This window comes from Dyella sp. (assembly GCF_035277725.1).
Taxonomy (GTDB): domain Bacteria; phylum Pseudomonadota; class Gammaproteobacteria; order Xanthomonadales; family Rhodanobacteraceae; genus Dyella_B.
On the sequence record NZ_DATEJY010000035.1, the window covers coordinates 1 to 18,737 of the forward strand.

Below are 18,737 nucleotides of genomic sequence, written 5' to 3' on the forward strand. Positions count from 1 at the left end.
AATCCACATGTGGCAAGTTCAGCATCGCATCGAACACCATCGGCATCAGGTCGGTGCCGACCGAACCTGGCGAATTCCACATCGAGACGATGCCGACGTGATACTTCGGCAGGAACGCGATCATCGTGCGATACCCCTCCACGGCGCCGGCGTGGAAGATCATGGTTTCGCCTGCGTAATTGAACACGCGCCAGCCCAGCGCGTAGCTCGCCGACATGAGGCGGGCGCGTCGCCATGGCGAGCCGTGCATCTCGCCTGGCGTCGGTACGCCCGGTTCGTGCAGAACATCCAATAACGATTGCGGCAGTACGTCGGGACGGCCGCCCATCTGCGCGATCAGCCATTGCTCCATGTCGCGCAGGCTGGCGTTGACGCCGGCGGCGGGAGCCACGCGGTAATAGGCTTCCTTCGGCTCGAACGATTCCCACTCGTGCGCGCCATGCGGGCGATGCGGATGCGCCCAGCTCTTGCTGCTTTCCAGTGCTTCGCGGCCGTAGCTGGCGGTGGTCATGCCCAATGGAAAGAACAGCCGCTTATCCACCTGGTGATAGAAAAAGTCACCGGTCTCGGCATAGATCACATCGCCGATCAGGCTGAAGGCAACGTTCTGGTAGCCGTAGCACTCACCGACGTTGCAGGTCAGCGTCACTTCGTCGAGCTTGCGCACCAGTTCCTCGTAGGGAACGTTGTCTTCCAGCATCTGATCGTAGGTGTTGTGCGGTAGCCCCAGGCGTTGTCCGAGGATGTCTCCCACCGTGGCAGCACCAGATGCTTGCGCGTCTTTCAGCTGGAAGAACGGCAGCACGCCGGCCAGCTTGGTATTCCAGTTGAAGTGGCCATCGTCGATCAGCAAGCCGGCAACGGCGGTGGCAAACGCTTTGGAAAGCGACGCCAGACGGAACACCGTGGCGGGTGTGACCGGCTCCTGCGTGGCCACGTCCGCGTAGCCGATCGTGCGTTCGAAAGCCACCTTGTTGTCCACTACTACCGCAGTGGCCATGCCGGCCACTTCGTTACGCTGTGCCACCACGTCCAGCCAGTGCGCATATGCATCCGTGGCGGCCTTGATGCGTTCGGGTGGAAGGCTGGTGATGAGCGCCGTGGCATCCTGGCTCGGCGAGCGGATGTCCGGCGTGGATGTCGTGCTCGTCGATGCGCACAGGACGGAAGCGGGTAGCCAGGTGGTGGCGAGGCCGAGCAAGCCGGCGATCAGCAGGGGAAGCTTACGAAACTGCATGCGACTCGCTTCTTGCAGGTGTATTGCCAGGCTAGCAGCCAGTTGGAATCGTCCATGGATAAGTGCCGGAATTGTGCTGTACTTCGGGCGGCGTCACAACGCTGTGATGCCGCCGGGCTCGGCGTGCTGCACTGCGTCGGAACAGGCCGTTACGACCCCGGGTTCAGCAGGCCGGCGTGCTAGTCTTGCGCCGCCTCCCGCTGGAACCTGACCGGTGCGTTTGCCGCTCCCTGATTCTCCACGCCGAGACGCCACGCCCATGGTGTCGGCACTCGCGTTCTTTTTCCTGCTGACCTCGTATTACATCGTCCGCCCGGTGCGTGATCAGTTGGGCGGAGCGGTGGGCTCGGCGCAATTGCCGCTGTTCTATCTGGCGACGTTCGTGGCCATGCTGCTGCTGACGCCGGTGTTCGGCATGCTGGTGGCGCGCTTTCCTCGGCGGCGCTTGCTGAGTTGGAGCTACAGCTTCTTCATAGTCTGCCTGCTTGGTTTTATCCCGGCGTTTCTGGCGCAGGATCGCATCGGCGCGCGTGTCCTGGGCGTGGTGTTCTTCATCTGGGTCAGCGTGTTCAACCTGTTTGTGGTGTCGCTGTTCTGGAGCTTCATGGCGGATGTCTTCGACAGCCGCCGCGCGCGCGAGGTGTTTTCGCTGATTGCGCTGGGCGGCATGGCTGGCGCGATATTTGGTCCATCGATAACGAGCCTGCTGGTGGGCTTGATCGGCGTGGCGCCTCTGCTACTGGTTTCGGCCACCATGCTGGGTATGGCATTGCTCCTGTTGTTGCGTATTTCGGTGCAACGCGCGGAAAGCGACAACGCGGAACAACCGATCGGCGGTTCGCTCTGGGCTGGCATACGGGAACTGTGGTCGCGCCCATTCCTCCGCTTGATGGCCATCCTGATGCTGCTGGGCGACGGTATTGGCACGCTGGCCTATGCATTGCTGGCCGATTACGTCAAAGCACACATGGCATCTGCGCCCATGCGTACGGCGTTCTATGCGCACATTGACTTGGCGGTGAACCTGCTGGGGGCGCTATTGCAGCTCACCTTGTCACCATGGCTGCTGATGCGCCGCGGTGCCGTGTGGGCGCTGGTGCTGCCGCAACTGGTGAATTTCGGCTTGCTGGTCATGGTGATGATCGGTGGCCACGCGGAGTTAAGCGTGCTGGGCTATAGCGTGCCGCTGCTGGCACTGATGATGGTCGGCACGCGCGGCTTCATGTACGGCATGACCAAGCCCGCCAGCGATGCGCTCTACACCCGTGTGCCGCGCGAGACGCGCTACAAGGGCAAGAACTTCGTGGAAACGGCAGTGTGGCGCTTCGGCGATGTGGTGATCACCACCAGCATCAGCGGCTTGGTAAAACTCGGTATCGCCGTGGGCAGCATTGCACTGATCGGCGTGGGGGCTTCGTCACTGGCCGCGTGGATTGCGCGCAAGGCAGCGACTTCGCCGGATCTGGCGCCGGAGACCAAGGCGGGCAAGGGGCAACAGCGAACGGGGAACGAAAGCCTCGCCTGACGCTTCGCGTTCCCCGTGGCCGTCCTGATCCAACTTGTTAGCTGGTGATGTATCGCTGCAACTGCTCGATCTGTTCCGCTTGCGCACTGATCACTTCCTTGACCAGGTCGCCGATCGAGATCACACCCATGACGCGATGGCCGTCCACCACCGGCAGATGGCGTACGCGGCTGTCGGTACACATGCGCATGCAATCGAACACGTCGGTGTCCGGTGTCACGGTCAGCACCGGATTGCTCATGATTTCCGACACCGGCGTCTGCGCTGATGACCTGCCCTGCAGAATGACTTTGCGTGCGTAATCGCGTTCGGAAATGATGCCCACCAGCTGTTCGCCACGCATCACCAACAATGCGCCGACACGCCGTTCCGCCATGTGTTTGATCGCTTCCAGTACCGGTGCTTCCGGTGCGATCGCGTAGATGTCGTTGCCTTTCCTGTCCAGCAAATGCTTGACCTGACGCATCAGACCTCCCCGGCGGCCGCAGCAATGGCCGCGTGGGGACAGTTTAGCGCTGTGCCGTTGCGTCGGTGTGAACCGGCGTGCGTGCGGCGGGAAAATGTTCTTCCTCGATGAAATACAGCGGCCGCTGCTTGGTCTCGTTGTAATTGCGGCCGAGGTATTCGCCGATCACGCCGAGCGCCAGCAGCTGGATACCGCCGAGGAACAGGATCACCACCATCAGGCTCGGATAGCCAGGCACGGGGTCGCCGTGCAGCAGTGCTTTCAGCATCACCTTCAGCCCAAACAGGAAAGCCGCCACGGAGGCGACAAGGCCGGTCCAGGTGGCCAGCTTCAGCGGTGCGCTGGAAAACGAAGTGATGCCTTCGATGGCGAACTGGGTCAGGCGCCAATAGTTCCACTTGGTTTTGCCGGCCAGGCGCGGGTCGCGCAGATACTTCACCGCGGTCTGGCGATAGCCGATCCAGGCAAACAGGCCTTTCATGAAACGCTGCCGTTCGCGCAGCTGTGACAAGGCCTGCAGCGCGCGGCGCGAAAGCAGGCGGAAGTCGCCGGTGTCGCGCGGCACGGGAACCTCCGAGAGCGATTCCATCGTGCGGTAGAACGCGGCAGCGGTGAATCGCTTCAAGCCGGTCTCGCCGGCACGCGCGGAGCGGGTGGCGTACACCACGTCGTAGCCGGCTTGCCATTGCTCCACCAGTTGCGGAATCACTTCAGGCGGATCCTGCAAATCCGCATCGATCACCACCGCGGCGTCTGCATCGACGTGATCCAGGCCCGCGGTAAGTGCGGCTTCCTTGCCGAAGTTGCGTGACAGCTTCAGCGTGCCCACGCGCGGGTCGGCCGCCGCCAGCGATTGCATGATGGCCCAGGTGTCGTCGCGGCTGCCGTCGTCGACGTACAACACGTCGCACGTCAGTGGCAGCTCGTCCAGCACCTTGGAAACCCGCGCATGGAAGGCGGCGAGCACGGCTGATTCGTTGTACGCAGGAACGACAACCGTGAGTCGCGGCATGCCGGGTAACCCTGTTCAAGTCGGTGGATGCGCAAAGTGTAAACGCAGGCGCGTAGCGCGTGCTCTAACGGCGTCGCGCAGGACGCACATCGCGCGGCGGCTGCCGGCTTTCCAGGTAGGCAGGACCACCCAACTGGCGCATCTGCTGCTCGATCCAGCGTGCGCGCTCCAGTACGTAACCGCTGGGGCGATCGACGCGGAAGCGATCCGGATTGGGCAGCACCGCGGCCAGCCGTGCCACCTGCGCCGGGCTGAGTTGCGCGGGCGCGGCATGGAAAAACGCGTCGCTGGCGGCACCCACGCCGTAGATGCCATCGCCGAACTGCGCGATGTTCATGTACACCTCCAGGATGCGCTGCTTCGGCCAGGTCAGTTCCAGCAGCACGGTGAAATACGCTTCCATTCCTTTGCGCACGAAGCTGCGTCCGTTCCACAGGAACAGGTTCTTGGCCGTCTGCTGGCTGATCGTGCTGGCGCCACGCAGGCGCTTGCCATCGTCTGCCGCATCGATCGCGTTTTCGATGGAGCCGAAGTCGAAGCCGTGGTGGAACGGAAATTTCTGGTCCTCGCCGGCCACCATCGCAATCGGCGCCCATGGCGAGATGCGCGACCAGGGCACCCAGTGGTGCTGCAGTTGGAAATCCTTTTCACCATGGATGAGCGCGTCGAGCCGGCGCTCCATGATCACCGCCGAAGTCCACGGTGATACGAAGCGCAAGACCAGCACCACGAACCAGCTCAGGGCCACCCATGACAGGACCACGATACCGGCGTAACGCAACAGGCGACGAAAAGGCGGAAGATGCGGCATGGCGTCGATCGGCAGGGAAAGCCGGTGAAGTATAAAAGCTGCTAGGAGCCTGTCGGACTTTGGTGGTCGAGGCGAGGCGCTTTACAACAGCGGAGCTGGTCAAATGCGTTTACGCGAGGACAGATTTTCAGCGGTTCGCAGGCCCATAGTGGTTCCATGGGTCAAGGATCGACGGAAATATGGACCGCGTAGGCGCATTTGCAGCCCGGCCAACCAAAGTCCGGCAGGCTCCTAGTGGCCATTGTTCACACCGGCGCCCATCCCCATATCCGAACCTTTGCATTTGTGAGGTAGTCCTGCGTGGAAAACGTGCTTGCCGAGGATGTGCTCCATCGTTTCCTGTTGGAACGTGCCGGCGTCCGGGGCGTCATCGTGCGGCTGGGCTCCGCCTGGCGCGAGGTGGCCGGCCGTGCCGACTATCCCGCACCGTTGCTGGATCTGCTGGGCCAGACCCTGGCTGCGAGTGCGCTGCTTACCGGCAACATCAAGTTCGAAGGCGCGCTGTCGGTCGAACTGAAGAGCCAGGGCGCACTGCGTTTGCTGTTTGCCGAATGCACCGATGCCGGCCGCCTGCGCGGCTTGGCACGCTGGAACGCAGAAATTCCAGAATCGCTCACCTTGAACGAACTGCCGCAAGCGCTGATGGCCATCACCATCGGCAAGGCCGAGCGCGGACAGCGTTACCAGGGGCTGGTCGATCTGAACCATCCCGACCTGGCCGGGGCGCTGGAGAATTACTTTCAGCAATCCGAGCAGTTGCCCGCCCGCTTCGTGCTGGCGGCCAACGAGCAGCATGCGGTCGGCTTGATGCTGCAGAAAGTGCCGGGCGAGGGTGGTCACGATGCCCAGCACGATGAAGATGGCTGGCCGCGCGTCGAACATCTCACCGCCACCTTGGGACGCGACGAACTGCTAAGCACGCAGCCGGAAGAATTGCTCTACCGCCTCTATCACGAGGAAACCGTGCAGTTGTTCAAGCCGCGTCCCTTGGCCTTCGGCTGCAGTTGCTCACGCGAGCGGGTGGAGGCCATGCTGCGTTCTCTGGGCCGCGAGGAAATCGAGGCAACGCTGGAAGCCCAGCAGGGCACGATCGAAGTCACCTGCGAGTTTTGTGCGCGCACGTATCACTTCGACCGCGTGGATGCGGAGCATTTGCTGAGTGGTGGTACGGCGGCAAATTCCACCGTGCAGTGATGGTGTAGGTTGGGGTGAGCGGAACGCGAACCCCAACATGCCGGTGGCTTGTTGCCATGTTGGGGTTCGGCTGCGCCTCACCCCAACCTACATTTGCGGGGCAGGTGAGGCGGCTATTTCACCCACACTTCCACCGGCCGCGGCTCGGCAAACAAAAAGCCTTGTCCAAAGCGGCAACCGATCTGTCGCAACATCCGGCGTTGCTCTTCGTCCTCGATGCCTTCGGCAATCACCTGCATCTGCAGCGAATCGGCCAGCACCTGGATCGCACGTACGACCGGTACGCTGTGGCTGTTGTCCTTGGCCAGTTCGATGATAAAGCTGCGATCGATCTTCAAGGTTTCGATCGGATACTGATGCAGGTAACTCAGCGACGAATAGCCGGTGCCGAAATCGTCGAGCGCAATGCTCACGCCGTGCTGGCGCAGATTGTCGAGCATGCGCTTCACCTGGGCCGGATTTTCCAGCAGCGTGCGCTCGGTGACTTCAATGCGTAGCGAGCGTGGATTGACGCGATAGGTGCTCAGCAGATTGAGCAGCCGGTCATCCAGATCGGGCTGGCGGAAATGCCGGCCCGATACATTGAGACTGACGAAACCTTCGGTGCCGGCCAACGTGCCGACCTGCGAAGCGATCTGTTCGAAAATCTGCCAGTCGATACTTTCCGCGCTGCCGTTTTCTTCGGCCACGGCAAGAAAATCGCCGGGACACAGCAAGCCGCGTACCGGATGATGCCAACGCAGCAGTGCTTCGTAGCCGACGGTACGGCCGTCTTCCAGCGCGACGATCGGCTGATAGAAAGGCACGAACTCGTTACGGCTCAGCGCGCGGCGCAGATCGCCTTCCATTTCCAGCAACGACAGCACTTCGCGACGCAGGCGATCGTCGAACACGGCAGCGCGGTGGCGGCCTTCGTCCTTCGCGCGGTACATCGCGGCATCCGCGTCACGCAGCAATTCTTCCGGTTGCTGGTAATGCGGGCCGGGCAGGGCGATGCCGATCGAGGCGGAGGTAAAGATCTCTTTCACGCCCAGGCGGAACGGCACGTGCAACTCGGCGATGATGCGCTCGGCCACGAGTTTGGCCTTGCCGACGTCGCTGATGCCTTCCAGCAGCACGGCAAATTCATCACCGCCCAGTCGCGCGACCAGGTCGCGCGTTTTCAGGCAGGCGCGGATGCGGCTGCCGGCCTGGAACAACAGGTCATCGCCGATCAGATGGCCGACCGAATCGTTGATCACCTTGAAGCGATCCAGGTCGATAAACAGCACGGCGAACAGCTTGTTGGTATCGGCGTGATACGCCTGCAGCGCCTGGCCCAGACGCTGCAGCAACAGCGTGCGGTTGGGCAGGCCAGTGAGCGAGTCGTGCAGGGTTTCGTACATCAGCCGGCGTTCGACGCGCTCGCGCTCGGCAATTTGTTCGCGCAGGTCGCGGTTGGCCAAGGCGAGCGCGCGGGTGCGTTCGGTAACGCGGCGCTCCAGATTGATGTACGCCTGCTTCAGCGATTCGCTGGTCTGCTTGCGCTGTAGCGCGTTGGCGATGTGGTAACTGACGAAAGTGAGCAGTTCCTGGTCGCGTGCGTCATAAATGTGCTTGGGCGAGTAGCTCTGCACGGCGAGCACGCCTTTGACGCGGTCGTCCCACATCAGCGGCACGCCGAGCCAGCACACCGATTTGGTGCCCATCTCCACGCACTCGCCTTCGGCGGCCAGCCGCTCGAAGGTTTGTCCGTCTGCCAGCAACGGCTTGCCGTGCTTGAGCACGTATTCGGTGGCGCCGTTGGCGACAGGTCGCGAGATGCGTGTGTCGATCTCGTCCACCGAATAAGGAAAGGTGATGTTCTGGTTGTTGTCATCCAGCAGCGCGATATAGAAATTTCGCGCGTAAATCAGGCCGCCGACCACGCGATGCACGGCGGCGTAGAAGTTCTGTTGGCTTTCCGGCGCACTGGCCAGCTCGGCAATGCGGAACAGCGCGGATTGCAGGCGCTCGCCGCGTTGGCGCTGCAACACCTGCTGGCGCAGCACGCGGTTGGTGGCACGCAGCGCCGCGGTGCGATCGGCCACGCGCCGTTCCAGCTCGGCATGCGCTTCGCGTCGTTCCAGCGCCGTCTGCATATGTTGCGCGACGTAATTGAGCAGGTCGCGATCGTGGTGGGTGTAGTGCGTATCCGGCCGGTAACTTTGCACGACGATGCCGCCGACCGCCTGACTACCGCGCAACAGCGGCACGCCCAGCCAGTGCTCGCAGGCCGGTCCCACCAGGGTGAAGCGGCCCTCGAACTGGCGTGCGAGCTCTTCCACCGAACCGATGACCGGTTGGCCGCTTTGCAGCAGGTTCCAGGTCAGGCTGTAGCGCATGTCCTGCAGCGGATAGTTTTCGTCCGGCGCCGGCGGCTTCTGATCGACCGTGTCCATGTAATAAGGGAAGCGCACGCTGTCGCTCGCCGGGTCGTACAGGAAGATGTAGAAATTCTCCGCGTACATCAGCATGCCGACGATGGAATGCAGCGATTGCATCATCTCGGCCATGTTGTGCGCGGTGCCAGCCAGCTCGGCGATGGCGTAGAGCGCGCGCTGCAGGCGCTCGGCCATGGCCAGGCGCGAAATGGATTCGTACAGCCGACCGGTTTCGCTGAGCTGCCGCAGGCGAATGCCGGCAAGGCGGCCCAGCCAGGCCAATTCCGCGCTGGCGTCCTGGCCGGGTACCAAATCTCCTTCCCACACCAGCATTTGCAGGTTTTGCGGATCCACGGCCAGGTTGATCCGGCCTGGTCCTTGTGTGCTGTCGGCCTCGGGCGGCAACCAGCGAAGGGCGCCATGCAGCCCCAGGTGGCCCAGCGCCGTCTCACAGATCTCCAGGACGCTGGAGGCATCGGCCGCGCGGAACAGCCGTTCCAGCGTTTCGCGCAGCAGCGCCGGCAAGATCTCACCGGAGGCTGAGGCAAAATGGCGGCTGTCTGGCACGGAACTCATAACCTATGAGCGGGGTCCATCGCGGTACGTCGGGCGACTATATAGTGAAGATACCGTCATGTGGCGGTGCTCATGGTTTTCACAAACCTGTACGGCGGGACTGCCTTCCCCATGCATCCGCCGTGCCAGCAAATCCTTGTTCGCAAGACCGTTTTTGTCAGCCCTGCCACAGAAAAACCTTCCTCTTTCAGGTGTTAGTAAAAAGTAAAGTAAGGTATACTTAACCCAGGGTGTCCGAGCTCGATGGTGAGCCCGGACGGGGTTGTTGGAAGGTTTTCGAATTTTCATGCGCCGATTGCTGCTCACGTTACCGCTGCTCTGCATGCCGCTCATCGCGGCAGGACAGACGCTGCCGGGCGATCCGCTGAGCAACCCGACACTGGCCCAGCAACCTCAGACTTTGCTGAAAACTGGCCAGCAGCAGCCGATGCAGGGTTCGCTGCTGGTGCAATCGGAAAACGGCGCCACGGCAGACGTGCAGAACAGCAACAACGGTTCGCTATCGCTCAACCCGCTTGCTGGTGGCGCCGTCAACAGCAGCACTGTGCAATATGGCGTCACCCCGAATGTTTCTGCGCAAGCAGGTATCACGCAGCGTTCGTGGGCCACGCAGCCGCGCATCATCAGCAGCGAAGTGGGCGCCACCTATAACGCTGGCCGTTACAGTCTAGGTGTCAGCGTGGCGCAGGATCAGGTTCCCAACGCCACGCCACTGCCGCGCGTGTTGCCGGGCGCCGTGACTGGCGTCAATGGGCTGCCGGACTTTGACAGTGCGACGCAAGTCAATGCGCGCGGGCGTTTTGCCTTGAACGGCAACAGCGGCGTGCTGCTCGGTGCAAGCATGGGCCGCATCCGCTTGCTGCCTGGCAATCAATTGGGTTTGACCACGCTCGATCAGAAGGCCCTGAGCTTCGGCATCGAGCACGGTTCGGTCAGCACCAGCATCGTCGGCCGCACCATGCAGCCAGAGCCGGGTACGGCAGTGCCGGGCATGCTCAATACCGATCGCCATTGGAACAGCATCGATCTCGGCGTGACGTGGCATTTGCCGTGGCAGGGTTCGTTGAGCTTCGGTGCGCAGAACCTGTGGTCGTCCGGCAACGCGGCAAACACGCCGGCCGGTCCGCCGGAACCGGATCAGTCACGTACACCTTACGTGCAGTACCACCAGGATCTCTGATCTATTCCGCTTAAATAAAAATGCCCCCGTTTGCCGGGGGCATTTTTTTGGCGAGAGCCTGGCGTGCCGTCTCGCTAACGCTCGCCCTTCTTGAGTCGTATATCGCCGCTGAAGGTCTCGATGTGGATAGTGGCAGAGCCATCGCCGGCTACCGTATCGAGCGTGCTGCCAGGACCATGTTCGGGATGCGTGGGTTCACCGAAGTCGGTATGCACGCTGCCGCTGAAGGTGCTTGCATGCACGTTGCTGTTGAGTGGAGCAGGGAACAGCAATTGCACGTCACCGCTCATGCTATTGACGTTCATGCTGCCGCCCTTGGCCACCACGCCAGTGAGCTGCACGTCGCCTGATACCGCACTGAGACTGAGCGACTGCCAGGGACCCCCACCGGCTTGGATGCGGCCGGAAACGGTTTGCAAGTCGACCGTGTTGCCGAGCGACGGCGCAAGAATGTCGCCGCTTACGGTTTGCAGCTTCGCTTGTTTCGCGTTGCCGGAGAACGCGATATTGCCGCTGACGCTGACGGCGTTGAGCATCGGCGTTTGTGCGTTGACACGTATGCGGCCACTGATCGAGTTCACGTCAATGTCGCCACCGTCGATGCCGTCCACGCTCGCCTCGGCACTCACTACGCTTACCTTTAGCGACGCGCCGTGCGGCACGGTCACATCCAGATGGGTGGGCCCCATCGCGTTCTCGCCGCTCCAGTTGAACCAGCCGCTATGTCCCTTGGCCTGTACATTGATGGTGAGGTTGTTGTCGCTGCCTTCGATGGTCAGCGGATCGGCCCCATCGCCGAGCTTGCCGGCCACATGCACTTCATTGCGGTTCCAGGTGGTGACGGTGACCTCGCCCTTTACGTTGGTGATCGTGATATGCGCGGTGGGTGCAGCCGGATGGCTGATATCCAGTGGTGTGTCGGCCAACGCCTGCCCTCCTGGCAGCAGGCAGAGCAGCAGCGGCAGATATCGGGTGGTTTTCATCGTTGTTATGTCCTGATGGCTTCAGCCGGCTTGTTTCTCGAGTTCGCGCAGATAGTTCTGCTGCGCGTGGGTTTGCTGCAGCAGGCGCTGCAGGGCGGGTGAATCGGGAGCTTGCTGCATGGCCTGTTGCAATTCCATGCGCGCGGCATCCAATTCGAGTGCGGCGCCGGCCAGACGTGGATCGCTCGGCTTCCAGTGGCTGTCTTCCGTGTGGGTCGCGGTATCGGCGATCTGCGGCGCGTTCTGCGATATCGCATGCATGCGCCAGATGACACCGCAGGCGAGTAGCGCGACCGCGGCAAAGCTGGCAGCCATGGCCCAGACGCGAACGCGTCGCGCACGTGATGGTGTTGCCGGCGTCGCGGCAGGAAGCGATGCGGTGTCGTCCAGCGCGGCATCGATACGCGACCACAGATCGCTCAGTGGCGCGACCGGCTGGTTCAATTCGCGCATCTGGCGCAGCCATTCGAATTCATTCATCGCGTTTCTCCCAGTACCTTGCGCAACAAACCCCGTGCACGATGCAGTTGCGCTTTGGACGAGCCTACTGCCATCTCCAGTTCGCTGGCGATTTCCTCGTGGCGCCAACCCTCCACGTCGTGCAATACCAGCACCGCGCGCGCTCGCGGCGGCAGCTTGCCGATCGCGCGTTCCAGTTCCTCGCGCTCGGCGGCGCAGAATGGCGTTTCGCCATGTTCCGGAACGTTGTCTTCGTCGACATAGCCGACCGGATCGGCGCCGCGCGCGCGGATGTCCATGAGTGCCACATTCACCGCCAGCCGGTAAAGCCATGTACCGAACGAACTTTGCTCGCGAAAGCTGTCCAGCTTCTGCCAAGCGCGTACGAATGCATCCTGCGTAAGATCCTCCGCCCGCGCATGATCGTAGCCGGACAGCCGCAGCATGGCGCCATGGATACGCCCCGCATGCTGCCGATACAGACGTTGGAACGCCTGACGGTCGCCTGCGGCTGCCGCACGCACGTCATCCTTATCGTTGTTGTTTCCCGCAGCGAGCGCAGGGGGCATGGCGCTTCCGGTGGCGATACAAGCGGCGATCATCTTGCCAGCTTGGATGCCGGTGAGGGCAGGAAGGTTTAGACGCTTGAACGTCCCTCTCCCCGAAAGAGAGAGGGATGAGGAGCCTGCCGGGCTTTGGTTGGCCGGGCTGCAAATCTGTCTACGCGGTCCATATTTCCGTCGATGCTTGACCCATAGAACCACTATGGGTCGGCGCATCGTCGAAAATCTGTCCTCGCGTAGCCAGCTTTTCGCCTCGACCACCAAAGCCCGACAGGCTCCTAAACATCAGGCATTCGCCGCTTTGCGCGGCATCTGCAGGGCCTGATGGACACGTTGCTGTTCCTGCCGCAGCCGGGCGGGCAGGCGATCGCCGAAACTGTCCAGGTATTCGCCGATGGCATGCAGTTCGGCATCCCAGCCGGCATGGTCGATATCGATCAGTTCGGCCAGGGTTTCGCGCGGTAGATCCAATCCGTCCAGCTTGAGTTCGCCGGTGGCGGGCAGTGTGCCGATGGGGGTGGCGACACCGCGTGCCTTGCCTTCCACACGGGCGATCATCCACTCCAGTACGCGCAAGTTTTCGCCGAAGCCAGGCCACAGGAACTTGCCGTCGCGGCCTTTGCGGAACCAGTTCACGTGGAAGATCTTCGGCAGCTTGGCGCCGGGTTTGTCGAACGACAGCCAATGATTGAAGTAGTCACCGTAGTGATAGCCGCAGAACGGCTTCATCGCCATCGAATCACGGCGCAGCACGCCTACGGCACCGGTCGCGGCAGCTGTCGTTTCCGAACCCATCGCCGCGCCCATCAGCACGCCATGTGTCCAATCCTGTGCTTCCATCACCAACGGCAGCAGCGATGGACGGCGGCCACCGAACACGATGGCGCTGATCGGCACGCCTTGCGCCTCTTCAGCCTTCGGCGACCAGGTCGGGCATTGCTTGGCACTGACGGTGAAGCGCGAGTTCGGATGTGCGGCCGGGCCGTTGGCCGAATCGTACGGACGGCCTTGCCAGTCGGTCACCGGCGTACCCGGCAGACCTTCCCACCATGGCTGGTTGTCGGCAGTCACGGCGACGTTGGTAAAGATGGTGTCGTGTGAGATCGAGGTCAGTGCATTGGGATTGCTGCTCATGCTGGTGCCCGGCGCCACGCCGAAGAAACCGGCTTCCGGATTGATCGCATAGAGACGGCCATCTTCGCCAGGACGCATCCAGCAGATATCATCGCCGATGGTCCACACGCGCCAGCCGTTCTTGCGATAACCCTCCGGCGGAATCAGCATCGCCAGGTTGGTTTTGCCGCAAGCGGAAGGGAAGGCAGCGGCGATGTAGTGCGTCTGGCCCTGCGGATTCTCGATGCCGACGATCAGCATGTGTTCGGCCAGCCAGCCTTCGCGTCGTGCCTGGAAACTGCCCAGACGCAACGCATGGCACTTCTTGCCGAGCAGCGCATTGCCGCCGTAGCCGGAGCCATACGATTTGATCGTCAGCTCTTCCGGGAAATGCATGATGAAGCGGCGCTCCGGATCGAGTTCACCGGTGGAGTGCAGGCCTTTCACGAAATGACCTTCGCGCTCGATGCGTGCCAGCGCTGCCGCACCCATGCGCGTCATCGTGCGCATGTTCACCACCACGTAGGGGGTGTCGGTGATTTCCACACCGCAACGCGAAAGCGGCGAATCGATCGGCCCCATGCAATACGGAATCACGTACATGGTGCGGCCTTCCATGCAGCCTTCGAACAGCGCATCGACCTTGGCGTGCGCCTCGGCCGGCGCCATCCAATGGTTGTTCGGGCCTGCATCTTCTTCGTGTTCAGTGCACACGAAGGTGAGGTGCTCCACGCGCGCAACATCGGACGGGTTGGAACGATGCAGATAACAGCCCGGATGAGTCTGTTGGTTAAGTTCGATGAGATCGCCGGTCTGCAGCATCTGCTGCACCAGCGCGTGATATTCGGCGTCCGAACCATCGCACCAATGGATCTTCGCCGGGCGAGTTTTTGCTGCCACGTCGTTGACCCATTGCGCGAGCGCCATGAGCTTGCTCGTCATGCTTTCCTCACTTTTGGTATGCCCATAAAAGATAGGCGCGACGCTAAGTTACGAGTACTGGCATGGCAAGGTGTGGTGCAGCATAAGTACGACTAAATCGAAAACGGCGCACTCAAAAACCGTAGAGGCGGCGTGTACCGCTTCTACGGGTCTCAAACTCGGTTTCGATGCGCGGCTTGCTTACGAAGGAATCAGCGTGGCGATCATGTGTTCGACGTAGGCGTCGAACTCTTCGTGGCTCAACCTGGGCAGGCCGAGCGTGAAATTCAGCTGCAGAAAGCCGACATAGGCGGCGTAGGTAAGACGTGCGCGGTTGAGCGCTTCGCCGGCTTCCATACCTGCTTCGGTGTAGGCCGTGTGAAGAAATTCGGTGCGGCGCTTGGAAACGCGTGCCATCACGGGCACCACCAGAGGATGATCCAGCGCTTTCAACAGCGCCGCATAGACGCGATGCGGATGCAGTTCGTGCGCCACACGGCGGAACAATTCCGGCAGGCGTTCACGCGGGTCGGGTATCGCCTCGATCTGGCCGATGATTTCGCGTTCGCCGTATTGTTCCCAACGTTCCAGCGCCGCTTGCAGCAAGGCCTCGCGCGTACGGAAATGCCAGTAGAAGCTGCCCTTGGTAACGCCCAGCTGACGGGCCAGCGCTTCAACGGCCAGCGCTCCCACGCCTTGTTCGGCGATCAGGTTGAGGGCGGCGTCTTCCCAGTCTTCGGCGGAAAGGCGCGTACGTTCGGGTTTCTGGCGGACATTCATACCCGTATGGTAGCCCATGCCGGTCCCCAACTGGGGCCGGCGCGATCCCTGGAACGGCGAGAATTGGCCGATTTTGTGTCGGGTTGACGGCGCCCGGGCGCGCCTCCCATACTCGTGCGTATGGAATCCAGCCAAGCCAACCCAACCACGTTCAGCGCTGCTGACGGCCTGCCTTTGGCGGTGGACGTGCGTCACGCATCGGGCAAGCCGACGTTGTTGTTTGCGCATGGTTTTGGCCAGACCCGTGGGGCCTGGCATGCCGCGGCGGCCACGATGGCGGCGCGCGGTTGCCGTTGCGTGAGCTTCGACAGCCGTGGGCACGGTGAAAGCGGTCGCATGCCGGGCGGCGACTATCACATGCAGTCCTTCGTCGATGACCTGCTCGCGTTGGCACATGCCCAGCCTGAGCCGCCGATCCTGGTCGGCGCCTCGATGGGTGGATTGCTGGGCCTGGTCGCTGGCGGCGAGATGCGTCCGTCACCGTTCCGCGCGCTGGTACTGGTGGACATCACCCCACGCTGGGAAACCGCTGGGGTGGAACGTATTCTCGCCTTCATGCAAGCGCATCCGGATGGCTTCGCCAGTTACGCCGAAGCGGCGGAGCAGATTGCCGCCTATTTGCCGCAGCGTCGCGAACGCAAAAGCGAGCAGCAATTGCGTCCCTTGCTGCGCGAAGGCGCCGATGGCCGCCTGCGCTGGCATTGGGATCCGGCCTTGCTCAGCGGTGACCTGATCGGCGAAAGCGAACGCTATCAGCCACGCCTGTTCGCCGCCGCCGCGAACGTCGACGTGCCGGTACTGCTGCTGTCGGGCGAGCGCAGCGACGTCGTCTCGCAGCACACCGTTGAAGAATTCCTCGCCCTGGCGCCGCACGCCCAACATAGGCAGGTGCCGGGCGCGACCCATATGTTGGCCGGCGATGCCAATGACGCATTCATTGCTGCCATCGCCGGTTTTATCGAAGACCTGGAATCCGCCGTGGATGCGGCGTAGCTCATTGCCATGAGGTGTTGCATATGTCCGTTCTACTGACCGTGTTGGCCGCGCTGATTGCGACCGGCGCCTGCGCTTATCATCGCAGCAGTCTGCGCACCTGGGCGATCGCCACGATTGTCACCACGCTCGCCGTGGGTCTGTTGGCGCACGCACCGATCACGACGGTGGTGCTGCTGATCATCGAATTGGCGATTGCGCTGCCGTTGTTGAACATTGCTTTTCGCCGTAAGCAGATCAGCGCGCCGTTGCTGAAGGTCTTCGCGAAAGTGACGCCGAAACTCTCCGATACCGAGCAGACGGCGCTGGAAGCGGGCACCGTCGGTTTCGAGGGTGAATTGTTCTCCGGCAAGCCGGACTGGCACGAATTGCTCAAACAGCCCAAGCCCGAACTGAGCGTAGAAGAAAAAGCCTATCTCGACGGCCCGGTCGAACAACTGTGCGCCATGATCGATGATTGGCAGATCACCCACGAACTGGGCGATCTGCCGCCGGAAGTATGGGACTTCATCAAGAAGCACAAATTCTTCGGCATGATCATTCCGAAGCAATACGGCGGCTTGGGTTTCTCCGCGCTGGCGCACTCGGCGGTGTTGCAGAAACTCGCCACCATGTCGGCCACGGTGGCTTCTACGGTGGCCGTGCCGAACTCGCTGGGGCCGGCCGAATTGCTGCTGCATTACGGCAGCGATGAACAGAAGAACTACTACTTGCCGCGCCTTGCGGTTGGCGAAGAAATTCCCTGTTTCGCGCTCACCGGTCCTTATGCCGGTTCGGATGCAACGTCGATTCCCGATTATGGCGTCGTCTGCAAGCAAGTCGTCGATGGCGTCGAAACGATCGGCATGCGGCTGAACTTCGACAAGCGTTACATCACGCTCGCGCCGATCGCCACCGTGGTGGGTTTGGCCTTCCGTTTGTACGACCCGGAACATCTGCTTGGCGACAAGGAAGACCTCGGCATCACGCTTGCGCTGCTGCCGCGCAGCACGCCGGGTCTGGAAATCGGCCGTCGTCATTTCCCCTTGAATATTCCCTTCCAGAACGGGCCGGTGCGGGGCAAGGACGTATTCGTACCGATGTCCACCCTGATTGGTGGTCCGCATATGGCCGGCCATGGCTGGCGCATGTTGGTCGAATGCCTGTCGGTAGGTCGCGCGATTTCACTGCCCTCCAACGCAACCGGTGGTGTGCGCATGGCCGTGGCGGGCACGGGTGCCTATGCACGCATGCGCAAGCAGTTCGGCCTGGCGGTCGCACGTTTCGAAGGCGTGGAAGAAGCGCTGGCGCGTATCGGTGGGCTTACCTATGCAACGGCAGCACTGTCGCGTGCTACGGCAGCCGCCGTGGATCGTGGCGAGAAGCCGGCCGTGCCTTCCGCGATTGCCAAGTACCACGCGACCGAATGGGGTCGCGCCATCGCCGGCGATGCGATGGACGTGCACGGCGGCAAGGCTGTGCAGCTCGGCCCCAAAAATTACGCCGGACGTGCATGGCAGGGCGTGCCGATCGCGATCACGGTGGAAGGCGCGAACATCATGACGCGCAGCCTGATGATCTTCGGCCAGGGTGCGATCCGCTGCCATCCGTATGTATTGAAGGAAATGCAGGCACTCTCGATCGCCGATTACAGCGAGCGTCTGAAAGCGTTCGACCGCGCGCTGTTTGGCCATCTGGGTTTCGGCATTTCCAATGCGGTACGCAGCCTCGTGCTCGGCCTTACCGGTGCGCGCATCGGCGATTCGGCCGGCGATGCGTATGTGCGCCGTTACTACCGCAAGCTCAACCGCTACTCCGCGGCCTTGGCGCTGTGTGCGGATACGTTCATGGGTGTGCTGGGCGGCAAGCTGAAGTTCAAGGAAAAACTTTCGGCGAGGCTTGGCGACGTATTGAGTTATCTCTACATCGCCAGCGCCATGTTGAAGCGTTACGAAGATACCGGCCGTCCGGAAGCGGATCGCCCGCTGTTGGCCTGGGCGTTCCACGAGTGCATGTGGCGCACGCAGATGGCGCTGGATGGTGCGATCCGCAATTTCCCCGTGCGTCCGGTTTCGTGGCTGCTGCGCGTGCTGGTGTTCCCGTTTGGCCGCCGCGAAGTGCCGCCGTCGGATCGCCTGGGGCGCCGCGTTGCCGCGATCATTACGGCGCCCGGTGAAGCACGTGACCGCTTGCTGGAGTGGACATATCTCACGCCGACGTCCAACAACACTGTTGGTCGCATGAACGAATTGCTGCCGGAAGTCATTGCCGCCGAACCGGTCGAGCGCAAATTGCTCAAGGCGCAGAAGGCAGGTCAGGTCACTTCGCACGATTACCTCGGGCAGTTGGACGAAGCGGTCAAGGCCGGCGTCATCGATGCTGCAGAAGCGGCCTTGCTCAAGCGCGTGCGTGAAGGCGTATTCGAGTTCATCTCGGTGGACGATTTCGATCCGGCGGAATTGCAATCGGCGATCACGCGCAAGGATGCGAAAAAGCTGGCTGATGCTGCATAAGTCTGTAGGTTGGGGTGAGGCAACGCCGAA

Annotated in this window: 15 protein-coding genes; 5 read left to right on the top strand and 10 right to left on the bottom strand. The window is 62.0% G+C overall.

Translation table 11 applies throughout. The features are described 5' to 3' along the window. Positions 1-1,237, bottom strand: a 1,237-nt coding sequence (locus VJR68_RS02805) for a serine hydrolase domain-containing protein (protein ID WP_324146028.1), incomplete at its 3' end; no start/stop codon positions are given. Between the two features lie 259 nt (positions 1,238-1,496). Between VJR68_RS02805 and VJR68_RS02810 the strand changes: the two genes are divergently transcribed. Next, positions 1,497-2,762 (top strand): NTP/NDP exchange transporter, encoded by a 1,266-nt coding sequence (locus tag VJR68_RS02810; RefSeq protein WP_324146029.1) that lies wholly within the window; start codon positions 1,497-1,499, stop codon positions 2,760-2,762. A 37-nt stretch (positions 2,763-2,799) separates the two neighbouring features. Here VJR68_RS02810 and VJR68_RS02815 read toward each other — a convergent pair whose 3' ends face one another. From VJR68_RS02815 to mtgA, 3 genes are all read right to left on the bottom strand, one after another. After that, entirely contained in the window at positions 2,800-3,228 is a 429-nt protein-coding gene (locus VJR68_RS02815; RefSeq protein ID WP_324146030.1) for a CBS domain-containing protein, read from the bottom strand. 43 nt (positions 3,229-3,271) lie between these two features. Continuing rightward, complete coding sequence (locus VJR68_RS02820; protein ID WP_324146031.1) at positions 3,272-4,240, bottom strand: glycosyltransferase family 2 protein; 969 nt, start codon at positions 4,238-4,240, stop codon at positions 3,272-3,274. 64 nt (positions 4,241-4,304) lie between these two features. Then, a complete protein-coding gene (gene mtgA, locus VJR68_RS02825; protein WP_324146032.1) occupies positions 4,305-5,051 on the bottom strand; it encodes a monofunctional biosynthetic peptidoglycan transglycosylase in 747 nt (248 codons plus the stop codon). Between the two features lie 300 nt (positions 5,052-5,351). Between mtgA and VJR68_RS02830 the strand changes: the two genes are divergently transcribed. Further along, positions 5,352-6,245 carry an Hsp33 family molecular chaperone HslO gene (locus tag VJR68_RS02830; RefSeq protein WP_324146033.1) on the top strand — a complete coding sequence of 298 codons (894 nt, stop codon included), beginning with the start codon at positions 5,352-5,354 and terminating at the stop codon, positions 6,243-6,245. Between the two features lie 113 nt (positions 6,246-6,358). Here the strand turns inward: VJR68_RS02830 and VJR68_RS02835 are convergent, their stop codons facing one another. Next, entirely contained in the window at positions 6,359-9,223 is a 2,865-nt protein-coding gene (locus VJR68_RS02835) for a bifunctional diguanylate cyclase/phosphodiesterase (RefSeq protein ID WP_414647726.1), read from the bottom strand. A 286-nt stretch (positions 9,224-9,509) separates the two neighbouring features. Here VJR68_RS02835 and VJR68_RS02840 point away from each other — a divergent pair, with 286 nt between their 5' ends. Beyond that, complete coding sequence (locus tag VJR68_RS02840; RefSeq protein ID WP_324146034.1) at positions 9,510-10,403, top strand: hypothetical protein; 894 nt, start codon at positions 9,510-9,512, stop codon at positions 10,401-10,403. Between the two features lie 74 nt (positions 10,404-10,477). Here the strand turns inward: VJR68_RS02840 and VJR68_RS02845 are convergent, their stop codons facing one another. The 5 genes from VJR68_RS02845 to VJR68_RS02865 all read right to left on the bottom strand — a co-directional run bounded on the left by VJR68_RS02845 (position 10,478) and on the right by VJR68_RS02865 (position 15,222). Beyond that, positions 10,478-11,386, bottom strand: coding sequence for a DUF4097 family beta strand repeat-containing protein (locus VJR68_RS02845; RefSeq protein ID WP_324146035.1), 909 nt, complete (start codon positions 11,384-11,386; stop codon positions 10,478-10,480). 21 nt (positions 11,387-11,407) lie between these two features. Further along, a complete protein-coding gene (locus tag VJR68_RS02850; RefSeq protein ID WP_324146036.1) occupies positions 11,408-11,866 on the bottom strand; it encodes a hypothetical protein in 459 nt (152 codons plus the stop codon). Then, complete coding sequence (locus tag VJR68_RS02855; RefSeq protein WP_324146037.1) at positions 11,863-12,414, bottom strand: RNA polymerase sigma factor; 552 nt, start codon at positions 12,412-12,414, stop codon at positions 11,863-11,865. Before VJR68_RS02855 ends, VJR68_RS02850 begins: the two co-directional genes overlap by 4 nt. Positions 12,415-12,693: 279 nt before the next feature. Then, positions 12,694-14,463 carry a phosphoenolpyruvate carboxykinase (GTP) gene (locus tag VJR68_RS02860; protein WP_324146038.1) on the bottom strand — a complete coding sequence of 590 codons (1,770 nt, stop codon included), beginning with the start codon at positions 14,461-14,463 and terminating at the stop codon, positions 12,694-12,696. Between the two features lie 180 nt (positions 14,464-14,643). Continuing rightward, positions 14,644-15,222, bottom strand: coding sequence for a helix-turn-helix domain-containing protein (locus tag VJR68_RS02865; RefSeq protein WP_324146066.1), 579 nt, complete (start codon positions 15,220-15,222; stop codon positions 14,644-14,646). A 120-nt stretch (positions 15,223-15,342) separates the two neighbouring features. Between VJR68_RS02865 and VJR68_RS02870 the strand changes: the two genes are divergently transcribed. Then, a complete protein-coding gene (locus tag VJR68_RS02870; RefSeq protein ID WP_324146039.1) occupies positions 15,343-16,215 on the top strand; it encodes an alpha/beta hydrolase in 873 nt (290 codons plus the stop codon). A 23-nt stretch (positions 16,216-16,238) separates the two neighbouring features. Further along, the gene (locus tag VJR68_RS02875) at positions 16,239-18,707 is read left to right on the top strand and encodes an acyl-CoA dehydrogenase (protein ID WP_324146040.1); all 2,469 of its coding nucleotides are present in this window, start codon (positions 16,239-16,241) and stop codon (positions 18,705-18,707) included. The last annotated feature ends 30 nt before the right edge of the window (positions 18,708-18,737 follow it).

What these genes read in the sequence shown, in the direction of transcription:
- mtgA (WP_324146032.1), bottom strand. Translation starts at nt 5,051, where the DNA reads ATGCCGCATCTTCCGCCTTTTCGTCGCCTGTTGCGTTACGCCGGTATC.
- VJR68_RS02810 (WP_324146029.1), top strand. Translation starts at nt 1,497, where the DNA reads ATGGTGTCGGCACTCGCGTTCTTTTTCCTGCTGACCTCGTATTACATC.
- VJR68_RS02835 (WP_414647726.1), bottom strand. Translation starts at nt 9,223, where the DNA reads ATGAGTTCCGTGCCAGACAGCCGCCATTTTGCCTCAGCCTCCGGTGAG.
- VJR68_RS02820 (WP_324146031.1), bottom strand. Translation starts at nt 4,240, where the DNA reads ATGCCGCGACTCACGGTTGTCGTTCCTGCGTACAACGAATCAGCCGTG.
- VJR68_RS02850 (WP_324146036.1), bottom strand. Translation starts at nt 11,866, where the DNA reads ATGAATGAATTCGAATGGCTGCGCCAGATGCGCGAATTGAACCAGCCG.
- VJR68_RS02875 (WP_324146040.1), top strand. Translation starts at nt 16,239, where the DNA reads ATGTCCGTTCTACTGACCGTGTTGGCCGCGCTGATTGCGACCGGCGCC.
- VJR68_RS02870 (WP_324146039.1), top strand. Translation starts at nt 15,343, where the DNA reads ATGGAATCCAGCCAAGCCAACCCAACCACGTTCAGCGCTGCTGACGGC.
- VJR68_RS02865 (WP_324146066.1), bottom strand. Translation starts at nt 15,222, where the DNA reads ATGAATGTCCGCCAGAAACCCGAACGTACGCGCCTTTCCGCCGAAGAC.
- VJR68_RS02815 (WP_324146030.1), bottom strand. Translation starts at nt 3,228, where the DNA reads ATGCGTCAGGTCAAGCATTTGCTGGACAGGAAAGGCAACGACATCTAC.
- VJR68_RS02840 (WP_324146034.1), top strand. Translation starts at nt 9,510, where the DNA reads ATGCGCCGATTGCTGCTCACGTTACCGCTGCTCTGCATGCCGCTCATC.
- VJR68_RS02855 (WP_324146037.1), bottom strand. Translation starts at nt 12,414, where the DNA reads ATGCCCCCTGCGCTCGCTGCGGGAAACAACAACGATAAGGATGACGTG.
- VJR68_RS02860 (WP_324146038.1), bottom strand. Translation starts at nt 14,463, where the DNA reads ATGACGAGCAAGCTCATGGCGCTCGCGCAATGGGTCAACGACGTGGCA.
- VJR68_RS02845 (WP_324146035.1), bottom strand. Translation starts at nt 11,386, where the DNA reads ATGAAAACCACCCGATATCTGCCGCTGCTGCTCTGCCTGCTGCCAGGA.